This window comes from Xanthomonas sp. NCPPB 3569 (assembly GCF_041475645.2).
GTDB lineage: Bacteria > Pseudomonadota > Gammaproteobacteria > Xanthomonadales > Xanthomonadaceae > Xanthomonas > Xanthomonas phaseoli.
The window spans coordinates 4,318,176-4,330,568 of the sequence record NZ_CM192969.1; the positions used below are offsets into that span (position 1 = coordinate 4,318,176).

At 65.2% G+C, this 12,393-nt stretch carries 10 protein-coding genes and 1 pseudogene; 6 read left to right on the forward strand and 5 right to left on the reverse strand.

What is annotated here, in order from left to right; all coding sequences use genetic code 11:
- Positions 1-300: 300 nt before the first annotated feature.
- Positions 301-1,977, reverse strand: a complete 1,677-nt coding sequence (locus tag ACCQ03_RS18560) for a Na+/H+ antiporter (RefSeq protein WP_017157436.1) — start codon at positions 1,975-1,977, stop codon at positions 301-303.
- 648 nt (positions 1,978-2,625) lie between these two features.
- Here ACCQ03_RS18560 and ACCQ03_RS18565 point away from each other — a divergent pair.
- Positions 2,626-3,183, forward strand: a complete 558-nt coding sequence (locus ACCQ03_RS18565; protein WP_017157435.1) for a fasciclin domain-containing protein — start codon at positions 2,626-2,628, stop codon at positions 3,181-3,183.
- A 516-nt stretch (positions 3,184-3,699) separates the two neighbouring features.
- Here ACCQ03_RS18565 and ACCQ03_RS18570 read toward each other — a convergent pair.
- From ACCQ03_RS18570 to ACCQ03_RS18585, 4 genes are all read right to left on the reverse strand, one after another.
- On the reverse strand, positions 3,700-5,136 hold the full coding sequence (locus ACCQ03_RS18570; RefSeq protein ID WP_209227114.1) for a UdgX family uracil-DNA binding protein: 1,437 nt from the start codon (positions 5,134-5,136) through the stop codon (positions 3,700-3,702).
- A 491-nt stretch (positions 5,137-5,627) separates the two neighbouring features.
- The gene (locus ACCQ03_RS18575) at positions 5,628-6,872 is read right to left on the reverse strand and encodes a putative DNA modification/repair radical SAM protein (protein WP_209227110.1); all 1,245 of its coding nucleotides are present in this window, start codon (positions 6,870-6,872) and stop codon (positions 5,628-5,630) included.
- Between the two features lie 206 nt (positions 6,873-7,078).
- Positions 7,079-7,897, reverse strand: a complete 819-nt coding sequence (locus ACCQ03_RS18580) for a dioxygenase family protein (protein WP_057679982.1) — start codon at positions 7,895-7,897, stop codon at positions 7,079-7,081.
- A gap of 29 nt (positions 7,898-7,926) precedes the next feature.
- Positions 7,927-8,337, reverse strand: coding sequence for a DoxX family protein (locus tag ACCQ03_RS18585; protein ID WP_057679977.1), 411 nt, complete (start codon positions 8,335-8,337; stop codon positions 7,927-7,929).
- 106 nt (positions 8,338-8,443) lie between these two features.
- Here ACCQ03_RS18585 and ACCQ03_RS18590 point away from each other — a divergent pair, with 106 nt between their 5' ends.
- The 5 genes and pseudogenes from ACCQ03_RS18590 to ACCQ03_RS18610 all read left to right on the forward strand — a co-directional run bounded on the left by ACCQ03_RS18590 (position 8,444) and on the right by ACCQ03_RS18610 (position 12,341).
- Positions 8,444-9,340: a LysR family transcriptional regulator gene (locus ACCQ03_RS18590; protein ID WP_209227108.1), complete on the forward strand. Its 897-nt coding sequence runs from the start codon at positions 8,444-8,446 to the stop codon at positions 9,338-9,340.
- A 230-nt stretch (positions 9,341-9,570) separates the two neighbouring features.
- Positions 9,571-10,140: a flavodoxin family protein gene (locus ACCQ03_RS18595; RefSeq protein ID WP_057679979.1), complete on the forward strand. Its 570-nt coding sequence runs from the start codon at positions 9,571-9,573 to the stop codon at positions 10,138-10,140.
- A 138-nt stretch (positions 10,141-10,278) separates the two neighbouring features.
- On the forward strand, positions 10,279-11,274 hold the full coding sequence (locus tag ACCQ03_RS18600; protein WP_005926742.1) for an aldo/keto reductase: 996 nt from the start codon (positions 10,279-10,281) through the stop codon (positions 11,272-11,274).
- 6 nt (positions 11,275-11,280) lie between these two features.
- Positions 11,281-11,519: pseudogene (locus tag ACCQ03_RS18605) on the forward strand (hypothetical protein); the annotation flags it as partial.
- Positions 11,520-11,645: 126 nt separating this feature from the next.
- Positions 11,646-12,341, forward strand: a complete 696-nt coding sequence (locus ACCQ03_RS18610) for a glycosyltransferase (RefSeq protein ID WP_057679980.1) — start codon at positions 11,646-11,648, stop codon at positions 12,339-12,341.
- Positions 12,342-12,393: the final 52 nt, after the last annotated feature.

Below are 12,393 nucleotides of genomic sequence, written 5' to 3' on the forward strand. Positions count from 1 at the left end.
ATAGCGTCCGCTCAAGGGCCGCGCTGCTTGCATCCTAGCGGCGCGGTGTCATCGCAGCGCACCTTGGCGCAACGGGGCTACCCATAGAACACCTCTCGCGCCTGGATCAGCCGCTACCGCAGCCGTGGTCATAGCCCCGGCCGCTAAGAGTTCCGATTCCCGAGCCGGCCGCCCCTGGACGCGTATCGAGACAGCCCGGTCGCGCCCAGGCGCGCTCCTACGACAGCCGCTGTCATCGCCCAGGCTTTTGCTTCTACGATTCCCGATTCCCGAATCCCGAATCCCCGCGCCTAAGCGCGCTCAAGCGCGCTTGCGCGACTCGATCAGATCCAGATTGCGCACCAGCCGTCGCGACAGGTCGTCGGAAATCTCGCGCCGTCGCGCCAGCTTGAACAGCTCATTGCGCTCGGCCACCAGGGCTGCATGGCGAAACTGGCGCAGCGCCTTTTCGTAGGCCACCGCCTCTTCCGGATCGGTCTCGGCCATGTCCACCGCGCCGAGCTTGCGCTGATAGCGCTGGCTCACCTGGTTGGCCGCCGCGTTGTAGCGCTCGGCATGCTTGCTGTCTTCCACCAGCCGCTGGCGCAGCTTTTCCACTGCATCCAGCGCCGCCTGCGAAGCGGCTTTGACGGCCAGGTCTTCCTTGAGCTGCTCGTCTTCTTCTTCGGGCAGCTCCAGCCCGCGCAACAGTCGCGGCAAGGCCACGCTGGCCACCAGCAACGACACCAGGATGACCGAGGCCGCCAGGAAGATCGCCAACTGCCGGGCCGGAAAGGGCGAGCCGTCTTCGAGCATCAACGGCAGCGTGAGCACGCCGGCCAGGGTGATCGCACCGCGCACGCCGGCCAGCGACACCGCCACCACGATGCGCCACGGCGGGCTGACATGCGCTTCGCCACGCCGCTGCGCCTTGAAGATGTTCCAGCGCAACGACAGGAACACCCACACAAAACGTAAGGCCATCAGGCTGAGACTGATGGTGGCCACATACACCGCCAGCCACCACGGATTGAGGTGCCCGGCCTCCTGCACGCTGCGCACCGCACCGTCCAGGATGCCCGGCAACTGCTCGCCCAGCAGCACGAAGATGATGCCGTTGAAGGTGAACTGCACCGTGTCCCACACCGCCGAACGCTGCAGGCGCATATTGCCCGGCGCATTGCCGGCCATTTCCACGTAGCTCATGGTGATGCCGGCAGCCACTGCGGCCAGGATGCCGGAGGCGTGGAATGCTTCGGCCAGCAGATACGCGGCAAATGGGGTGAGCAGGTTGACCAGGATCGCCGAACCGGGCTCCTCGCCGAAATGCCGCCAGATCCATGCCTGGATGCGGCTCAACCCGAAGGTCGTCGCCACGCCCAGGGCCAGGCCGGCCAGCGCCACCCACAGGAAGGTCAGCGAAGCGGCCGCCACCGAGAAGGTGCCGGTCAGCACCGCCGCCACCGCGAACTGGAAACACACCAGGCCCGAGGCGTCGTTGAGCAGCGACTCGCCTTCCAGGATGTGCATCAGGCGCTTGGGGATCGGCACCTTGGAAGCGATCGAGGACACCGCCACCGGGTCGGTCGGCGAAATGATCGCCGCCAGCGCGAATGCCACCGCCAGCGGCATCGCCGGTATCAGCCAATGAATGAAGAAGCCGGCACCAATCACGGTGAAGATGACCAGCCCCAGCGCCAGTTCCAGAATGGCCGCCTTGTCGCGGAACAGGCCTTGTTTGGGAATGCGCCAGCCATCCAGAAACAGCAGTGGCGGCAGGAACAACAGGAAGAACAGCTCCGGTTCCAGCTCGTGCCCCGCATCGAACACGCCGGAGACCACCGCGCCCAGCGCGATCTGCACCAACGGCAACGGCAGCGAAAACGGCAGGATGCGGATCAGGTAACCGCTGGCCGCGACCGCCAGCAACATGGCGAGGACGACATCGATCGAATGCATGAAGAACCCGGAATGAAAGAACGGCCGCACGTGCGGCATCGCATATTGCGACGCACAACAACGTACCTACCGGACCATACCGTGTTGCACCCGGTGATGAAAACCACTGCATTGCCTCGCACCTTGGCAAGTGAGGCGATGCGATACGACTGTTGCGGTTCGGTTCAATTGCCCGGCGTCCGATACGCTGGCGAATGGAGACAGGCGCAGTGACGCGCTTCAGCCGCGCGTCCTGCGGCAAACCGATAGCGCATCGGCGCAATGAGAGCTGCTGCGGCCCGATCGATGACGAAACGCTGCGACAACGCACAGGTGGCTCCGCAACCACGCCCAGCGTTTTGGACACAGGCTGTCTGCGTCGGCCGGAGGGTGCATGGTCACCGGATCCGATCGAGCCGAGGGCATGGATGGGCGTTGCGCATCGCCCTGCTGTTCGCTTGAACGCCACGCGCCATCGCTGTGTCCACGGGTGATGCACCAGCGCATGCCGGATGCCGGATGCCACGACCGGTGTCGTATGCGTCGTTCGTGGCCAGTCGTGCACCCGTCACCTATGACGCCACCCTCACCACGCCAAACGCGGTGATGAATGTCAAAACAGCGTGATGCATCCGGTCGTTTCGCAGGCGCGTATTGACGCTACGGTTGCCATCCAGGCGATCGCTAACCCAAAAGGATCGATGCCTCATGAAGACTTCATTCCAGTCGCTTGCCGTTGCCACCGCCATTGCCCTGAGCAGCGCCTTGGCCCCCGCCTATGCGGCGTCCAATCCGACCGTTGGCGGCGCGCCGATGCTGGCGACCAAGGACATTGTCGACAACGCGGTCAACTCCAAGGACCACACCACGCTGGTCGCTGCCGTCAAAGCCGCCGGCCTGGTCGACACGCTGAAGGGCCCGGGCCCGTTCACCGTGTTCGCACCGACCAACGCGGCCTTCTCGGCACTGCCGGCCGGCACCGTCGATACCTTGCTGAAGCCCGAATCCAAGGCGACGCTGACCAAGGTGCTGACCTATCACGTGGTGCCGGGCAAGGTGGATGCCGCCTCGCTGATCGCCAAGATCAAGGCCGGCGGCGGCAGCGCCACGCTGACCACCGTGCAAGGCGAGCCGCTGACCGCAAAGCTCAACGGCAAAAAGGTCACCATCACCGACGTCAAGGGCAATACCGCCAACGTCACCATCGCCGACGTCATGCAGAGCAATGGCGTGATCCACGTGGTGGACAAGGTGCTGATGCCGTAATGGCCTGCAGTCGCGCCGTGACGCGTCGTTGCTGACGCACACATGCTGCCATCGGCGGAATGCGGTCGTTCTGCCGATGGCGCAGCGCTTTCATGCAACGTCATGGCCTCAGACGCGCTGTCTTGAAGAAGTTTCCGTCGATGAGGCGACCGTTTAGCAAGCGCAGACTTGCGCGACATCGACACACAAGATGCCTCGGCTAGTGCGGTATCGGGCAAGCAGAGGCACCGCATGACGGCTGCCCTGTGGATTCTGTTTGTCGCTAGTGGATCAGCAACTCCAAGCCACCGATCGACGGTGGAGGGCAGTGGATCTGCGAACCTCCTACCGACGGCAGGGCTTGGTTCAACATGCTGTGCGGCGCGCGCGCCAGCTTCCAGCGACCGCCATCGAACCGCGAAGCGGCGGTGATGGAGCGACCGGCGTGCCGGTGGCTCCGCTTGGTGTCCTGATTCTCCGACACCGTACGCGTGCCCTTGCACGCGTATTTTTTTGCCCCTGCGGCACGCGCGTTCTCTAGCGCGAGTGATCGCTGGACGGCGGCGGTGGATCCAGCAACCGACGGAGATCTTCGACAAATCCGCGATACCCTTCTTCGCGCGCATCCGTCGATGGCTGGCGCAATACCCAGGACGGATGCACCGTGGCCAACACCGGCGTGCCGTCGTCCAGGCGCTGCCACTGCCCGCGCTCGCGCATCAATCGGAAGCGACTTCCCAACACCGCTTGCGCCGCAGTCGCGCCCAGGCAGACGATCTGCGCCGGACGCAATTGCGCCCGTTCGGCCTGCAGCCATCCGCTGCAGGCCTGCACATGGGTGCGCTCGGGATTGCGATGCAGACGCCGTTTGCCGCGTTGCTCGAAACGGAAATGCTTGACCGCATTGGTGACGTAGAACTTTTCGCGGTCCACACCCAGCTCGCCCAACGCCATGTTGAACAGGCGCCCGGCGGGCCCGACAAACGGACGACCGCTCAAGTCCTCTTCATCGCCAGGCTGCTCGCCGATGACCATCACCGACGCATCGTCGGGTCCTTCGCCGAACACCGTTTGCGTTGCCGGCTGCCACAGTTCGCAACGCCGGCAATCGCGTGCAGCAGTGCGTAACTGCGCCAGGCTCTGGGTTGCCACTTCCGGCACTGGCGCAGGCGCCGCCGGCACCCGTCGCCGTACCGGCTCGGGCGCGCGCTCGGCCATCTCGCGCACGCGCACGCCGGCGTCGCGGATCAGCTCCGGCAACAGCGTGGCTTCGGGCAGGTTCTTCCAGTACTTCTGCGGCATTTCCTGCCGCATCATGGTCGGGTTGAGCCGCGCCGGATTGAAGATATGCGCGTAATACGTGCGCCAGAGCGTCTCCTGGGCATCGTCGGCGGGCACCTGGGTGCGCACCGCACCGTCGCCAAAGGTCAAGGCCTGCCCATCCCAACGCACGCTGCGGTACGGGGTCAGGATGGCCCAGCGCATGCCGGCAAACCGGCGCGCAAAAAACGGCGCTACGCGATCCACGATCCAGTGCTCGGGCTCGAACCAGGACACGAAGTCTTCTTCTTCCCCGGGCAGACGGCGAAAGCGCACGAAGGCCTTCATCTTGTGCGTATCGCGCTGCACCGCTTTTTGCCATTGCCGTAGCCGGTGCACATCCACATCGGTGGCGCGTTCCAGCAAGGCTTTTTCGCCGGAGGCAACGCGCCACAGCAGGCGATACAACACGGCATGCCGTTGCGAGTCGCGGTGACACAGCACCGAGGCCGCCAGCTGCATGAACTCTGCAGAGACCCGTGGCGGCGGCACCACGGCCGGCAACGCCAACAGGCCCTGCCCCATCAACAACCCGCCCTGCGCCCCGCCATTCCAGGCCACATCGTCCGGCTCCACCTGCGCGCACCAGCCTGCCCGCGCCAATGCACGCCATGCCTCAAAACTCCACGCAGGTTCCACCTCGGCGCTGAACATCGCTCCACCACACTCCCACAAAGACGAACACCACCACCGTCACTACCGTCTTACGACTGCTATCGATCCTACTGGAGGTATTACTGCTGCTGTTTCGATGGGTGCTTTTACCGCCCCGCCCTGCTTGCGGCAGCTGCAGCTGGCAAAATTTGCCACTGTTGCTGTTGCTCCTGCTTCACCCTGTCGCCTCAAAGCGAGCCGAACACCGCAGTCATGCACGGCCGAAGAGGCACCTTGTCTGAGCGAAGCGAGTTTGGGCGCCGTGCCGCGCGTGGCGAAGAGCGCAGGGAACCGGTGCGACTGTATCGCACCGGATCGCGTCGGCGACGACGGTGTTGGTGACTTTTGCCAAGACAAGGTCACTCGCGCCGAAGGTGCGAAAGCCTTGCACTTGTTGTGCCCTGCGCTTGTTGTGCCCTGTGCTCAGCACCCACTCCCTTCAACCGCAGCAAGCATCACGCGCAACATCGCACGCTCATCCTGCCCACACCTCAGTCAAACAGACTCGCCTGCCGTGGTGCGGGCGCCAATTGCGCACGCAACCTGACCGGATCGTCCAGGCGCTGACGCGGATGATGATCCAGCACACTCACAAACGGCAGCAACTTCTTCATTGGCACCCGCAAACGGGCCAGATCCCCAACCCGCAAGCGCGCATGCCGCCGCGACAACAACAGACGCTCCACGTTACGCGTGCCCAGGCCCGGGACGCGCAGCAGCATTTCGCGCGGTGCCGCATTCAGATCCACCGGAAACCGCTCCGGGTTGCGCAATGCCCAGGCCAGCTTGGGGTCCACGTCCAGATCGAGCATGCCGCTGGATTGCGCCGGCGCAATTTCGTCCACGCTGAACTCGTAGAAACGCAGCAACCAGTCGGCCTGGTACAGCCGGTGCTCGCGCTGCAGGGGCGGTGCCTGCAACGGCAGCTTGGACGAGGCATCCGGGATCGGGCTAAAGGCCGAGTAGTACACCCGGCGCATGCGGTAATTGCCGTAGAGGTTGTGGCTGGTGTCCAGAATGCTGCGGTCGTTGGCATTGTCGGCGCCAACGATCATCTGCGTGCTCTGCCCGGCCGGTGCGAAGCGCGGCGGCTTGGCACAGCGCACCGTTTCCGCCTTGCGTTCGAGCTGGTTTTCTTCGATGCGCCAGCGCAGCTCGCCCATCGCCGAGCGGATGCCGCCCACGCTTTTTTCCGGCGCCAGCAGCGTCAGGCCCTGCTCGGTGGGCAACTCCACATTGATGCTCAAGCGATCGGCATAGCGTCCGGCCGCTGCCAGCAACTCCGGGGCCGCATCCGGGATGGTCTTGAGATGGATATAGCCGGCGAAATGGTGCACCTCGCGCAACTGCCGCGCCACTTCCACCAGTTGCTCCATGGTGTAGTCGGAATTGCGGATGATGCCGCTGGACAGGAACAGGCCTTCGATGTAGTTGCGCTTGTAGAAGTCCAGCGTGAGCGTGACCACTTCTTCCGGCGTGAAGCGCGCACGGCGCACGTTGCTGGACACGCGATTGACGCAGTACGCGCAGTCGAAGATGCAAAAATTGGTCAGCAGGATCTTCAACAGCGACACGCATCTGCCATCGGGGGTGTACGAATGGCAGATGCCCATGCCCTCGGTGCTGCCAATGCCGCCGGTGCCCAGCGAGTTGCGCTTGTTGGCGCCACTGGAAGCACAGGAGGCATCGTATTTGGCGGCGTCGGCGAGGACGGCGAGCTTGTCGAGGATTTTCACGCGGGCAGCATGCAGCGTTGGCGTCTCAGCCTATGAGACTGGCCTGCACCCGATCGTGAATGCTTCAGAGCGCTGCGGATTGGCGTGCTCCGGCCGCTCGCAACCGCAGATGCCCCGCCCCTGCCGACCATGCAACTGCACTCTCCCCACTCGGCATCGCAGCACGTGGTCCACACCTGCCGATGCGCCCACGTCCGCATTCGACGCTATACCGCAACCGGCTCCGCCACCGCTGCAGGGCCGTCGAAGCGATACAGGTCCATGGCCAGGAAACCCGCATCGATGCCGGCGTCGATGCGCTGCGCACCGAGCCGGTCATCACCGGCCGCACCCATCGCCACGTACAGCGGCAGCCAGTGCTCGTCGCTGGGATGCGCGCGTGCGGCATGCGGCGCCTGGCGGCGGTAGTCCAGCAGCGCGGGGATGTCGTCGTCCAGCAGCTTACGTTCGGTCCATTCGATGAAGGGCCGCACGTACGGCGCTTGCCGCTCGGTGCTGTAGCCGTGGCGGAAGTCATGCAGGTTGTGGGTGATGCTGCCCGAGCCGATCACCAACACACCGTCATCGCGCAATGGCGCCAACGCACGGCCCACCGCGAACTGGTGCGCCGGCCCCAGCTCGGGCTGGATCGACAACGACACCACCGGGATGTCGGCGTCTGGATACAGCAGGCGCAGCGGCACCCAGACGCCGTGATCGAAGCCGCGCTGCGGATCCAGGTGCGGATGCAGGCCGGCCTGCTCCAGCCGGCGCACGATCTGCTGCGCCAATGCCGGCTCGCCGGGCGCCGGATAGTCCAGCGCATACAACGGCGCCGGGAAGCCGCCGAAGTCGTGAATGGTCGGCGGCCGCAACGCACCGCTGACCAGCGGGCGACGGCCCAGCCAGTGCGCGCTCGCCACCACGATGGCACGCGGCCGCGGCAGCGCGTGCCGCAGGTCGGCCAGGCGCTCGCCGACCTGCCCCGGCTGCAGCGCAGTCATCGGCGAGCCATGCGAGATATACAGGGAGGGCAGGCGGGTCATGGACAGCTCCTTGATCGATGAAAACCGCATCAGCGCGACGGCTTCAACGCAAACGCGCCGTCGCCGAGCAATGCTTGGACAACCAGCAACACCGTCCATAACGCCGGGTATTCCCAGCCGCCGCCCGGGTTGGAGAAACCGAACCCATTGGCACCATGCACGGCGACAATCGTGCCCAGCAGCAGCGGCACGCCCAGCAACGCGAGCCAGCGCGCATAGGTGCCTAGCACCAAGCACACGCCAAGGCCGAGTTCCAGCGTCATGCTGACGTACGCCAGCGCGGCGGGCAGGCCGAGCGTCTGGAAATACGCCACGGTGCCGGCGGGCGTGAAGACCATCAGCTTGGTCACACCATGCACCAGGAACAGCCCGCCCAGGCTGATGCGCAGCAAGGCAGTGCCATAGGCGGCAGTACGTGGAGATGGGAAGGCGCTGGTCATGGGAAGGATTCGGTAGAGGACCGCCACAGGCTATCCTTCCAAAGATTCTGATAAATCCTTTTATTTCAGATAAATTATTTCTTTTGATGTAACAATCGGAATTGTCATGGATACCCTCGATGCGATGCGCGTGTTCGCAGCCGTGGCCGAGCGCAGCGGCTTCAGTGCTGCCGCCGATGCGATGGACCGCTCCACTGCCAGCGTCACCCGCCAGGTCGCCGCGCTTGAACAGCGGCTCGGCACCCGCCTGCTCAACCGCACCACCCGCCGGGTCAGCCTGACCAGTGCCGGTAGCGCCTACTACCAACGCTGCCTGCAGCTGCTGGCCGATCTGGACGACCTGGAAGCCACTATTGGCGCGCAAGCGCTGGAGCCGGCCGGCGTGCTGCGAGTGAACGCGCCGGTGAGCTACGGGATCGAGCGCCTGGGCGCCTTGCTGCCGGGCTTTCGCGCACGCTACCCGCAGGTGGAACTGGACCTGTCGCTGTCCGATCGTCTGGTCGACATGGTCGAAGAAGGCTTCGACGTCGCCATCCGCATCACCCGCCAGCCGGCACCGATGCTGATCGCCCGGAAGCTGGGCACGGTCCGCCTCCTGGCATGCGCATCGCCGGCCTATCTGGCGCGTGCGGGTACGCCGCAACATCCCTCCGATCTGGCCGGCCACGAATGCCTGCTCTATCACTACTCGCCTAGCGGCGATGAAGTGCGCTTTCAGGGCCCGGAAGGCGATATCGACGTGCGCCTGCATGGCGGCCTGCGCGCCAACAACGGGCATGTGCTGAACGCTGCCGCGCTGGCCGGGCAAGGCATCGTGATGCAGCCGGATTTCCTGGCCGAGCCGCATCTGTCCGCCGGGCGTCTGCTGCGCATTCTTCCGGACTACGCACTGGGTGAAGTCGGCATCTTTGCGGTCTATACCAGCCGCAGCCACCTGGCACCGAAGGTGCGCAGCTTCATCGATTACCTGATCGAATGCATGGCCGAGCCCGAACAGGGTTGAGCCAGCAGCGACACCAAGAGACCTGTCGCCGATCCGGCGCGTGTGCCCTTGCGGCCGGGGATCGGGGAATTGGGGAACTGGACGCGCAAGCACGCGCAAAATTTCGGCAGGCGCATCACGGTTGACCCGCTGCGGCAACCGGCCGCGGCAACAGTTCGTCCCGTGCGTGGTCATTCTGCTGTCGCGACCGGTGTGCGCACAATCCGGCTCCCCATTCAACAGGAGTGCCCATGACCAAGATCGCCATTGTGTATTTCAGCGGCTACGGCCACACCGTCAAGCAGGCCGAAGCCGTGCATGCGGGCGCAGCCAGTGTCGGCGAAGCCACGCTGTACCGTATCGACCAGGACGGCAACCTGCCCGACGACGCCTGGGACGCCATCAGTGCCGCCGACGCCATCATCTACGGCAGCCCCACTTACATGGGCGGCCCGGCCTGGCAGTTCAAGAAATTTGCCGATGCCAGCTCCAAGCCGTGGTTTGCGCAGGCCTGGAAGGACAAGGTCGCTGCCGGCTTCACCAATTCGGCATCGGCGAACGGCGACAAGGTCACCACCATCCAGTATTTGTGGACCCTGTCGCAGCAGCATGGCCAGATCTGGGTGGGCACCGGGCTGCCGCCAGCCAACACCAAGGCGCATGGGCCGCATGACGTGAACTGGACGGGTGGCTGGGGCGGTGCGCTGGCGATCTCGCCATCGGACGCGTCGCCGGACGAAGCGCCGCGGAGCGGCGACCTGGAAACGGCCAAGCTGTTCGGCAAGCGCGTGGCCGAAGTGGCCGCCAAGCTCAAGGGCTGATTGCACCGCACACCAGCCCGTGCAGATCGCAGCATGCTTGCCGATCTGCGCGGGCTGCGCGTTAGCGCGTGGGCCACATCGCGCTAACGCCTTTCACGCCATTGTTCCCCGACCTTTTGCTGCACGGAGTCCCCCACCATGCAAACCCGCACGCTTGGCCGTTCCGGCCCCACCGTTTCGGCCCTGGGCCTAGGCTGCATGGGGATGAGCGCATTCTATGGCGACCGCAGCGACGAGGCCGCCTCGATCGCGGTGATCCACCGCGCGCTCGATCGTGGCATCAGCCTGCTCGACACCGCCGACATGTACGGCCCGCACACCAATGAAGTGCTGGTCGGCAAGGCGATTGCCTCGCGCCGGCATGAAGTGTTTCTGGCCACCAAATTCGGTATCAAGCTCGACCCCAACGACCCGTCGGTGCGCGGCATCGATGGCAGCCCGGCGTACGTGCAGTCCGCGTGCGAAGCCAGCCTGCGTCGGCTGGGCGTGGAGCATATCGACCTCTACTACCAACACCGCGTCGACCCCAACGTGCCCATCGAAGACACCGTGGGCGCGATGGCGCGTCTGGTCGAACAGGGCAAGGTGCGCTTTCTCGGTTTATCGGAAGCGGCCGCAGCCACCATTCGGCGTGCGCATGCGGTGCACCCCATCACGGCGGTGCAGACCGAATATTCGCTGTGGTCGCGCGAGCCGGAAGACAACGGCGTGTTCGCCGCGGTGCGCGAACTCGGCATCGGGTTCGTACCGTACTCGCCGCTGGGGCGCGGTTTTTTGACCGGTGCGTTTTCGTCGCCGGACGATTTCGACGCCGACGATTACCGCCGCCATTCGCCGCGTTTCCAGGGCGAAAACTTCACCCGCAACCTGCAGCTGGTGGAGCAGGTCAAGGCCATCGCTGCCGACAAGGGCATCACGCCCGGGCAACTGGCGCTGGCCTGGGTGCTGGCGCAGGGCCAGGACCTGGTTCCGATCCCGGGCACCAAGCGGTTGGCCTATCTGGAAGAAAACATCGCTGCGCTGGATGTGGCCCTGATGCCGGACGAACTGGCCCGCATCGATGCCATCTTCCCGCCGCAAGCGGCGGCAGGCACGCGCTACCCGGAAGCGATGATGGGCGCGGTCAACCGCTGAGCCGTGCTGCCCGGCCCCGGGCGGCCACCTCGCAACGGGCGCTGCCAGGGGGGTGCGGACGGCGCACTGGCAACCGGCGTGTGCGACTGCGGCACCTGCCGATTCCACGCAAGGCCGCGCCCGCATGGCGGTGAGCGCAATCGCCTTGCTGTGCGCTGCTGGTCTGCGCGATGCATTGCCCGCGCTGCGGCACTGCGGTGGAGCTTGTTGCGTGCCACTGCCGCCATCCCACGGTCACACCGCGATCAATACACGCGTGTATTGATCGCAGCGCTCGTTCGATCGCACGGACCGGATGCCGGCCGCCCCTGCTCACACGCTCGCTCCGCTGCCTCTTGCACACTGGCGGCAGCCCACACACATCGTGCCCCATGCTGTCCTTCGTGATTCCCGCCCATGACGAGGCTGCCCTGATCGGTGACACGCTGCAGTGCCTGCATGCCTGCGCGCAGGGCATGCAGCTGGACTATGAAGTGATCGTGGTGGCCGATGCCTGCGAGGACGCCACGGCCGCCATCGCGCGCAGCCATGGCGCGCAGGTGCTGGAGGTGCAGTTGCGCCATATCGCCGCCACGCGCAATGCCGGCGCTCAGGCCGCACAAGGCGAGCGCCTGCTGTTTCTGGATGCCGACACACGCATCAACCCGCAAGTCGTTGGCGCAGCAATGGCCGCGCTCGATGCCGGCGCGGTAGGCGGCGGTGCGCAGGTGCATCTGCAGGGCAAGCGGGTGTGGTCCGAGCGCGTGGCGCAAGCATTTTTTGGCTGGTTTTTCCGGGTTTCCGGCATTGCGCCCGGATGCTTTCTGTTTTGCACGCGGGTGGCCTTTGTCAGCGCAGGGGGCTTCGACACCCGTTACTACGCTGGCGAAGATGTGGCACTGAGTCGCGCCCTGGCGCGCTGCGGACGCTTTGTGATCTTGCGCCAGACCGTGCACACCTCCGACCGCAAGCTGCGCAGCTTTTCCAAGCGCGAGCACCTGGGTCTGCTGTTGCGGTTTCTGCTGCGCGGGCGGCGCATGCTGCAGACCCGCGACGCACTCGGCTTCTGGTATCAACGCCGGCGCTGAACCGAGCGTGTCCGCATCACCACGATCCGCGGCGGAGCCTACGAGAGAACCG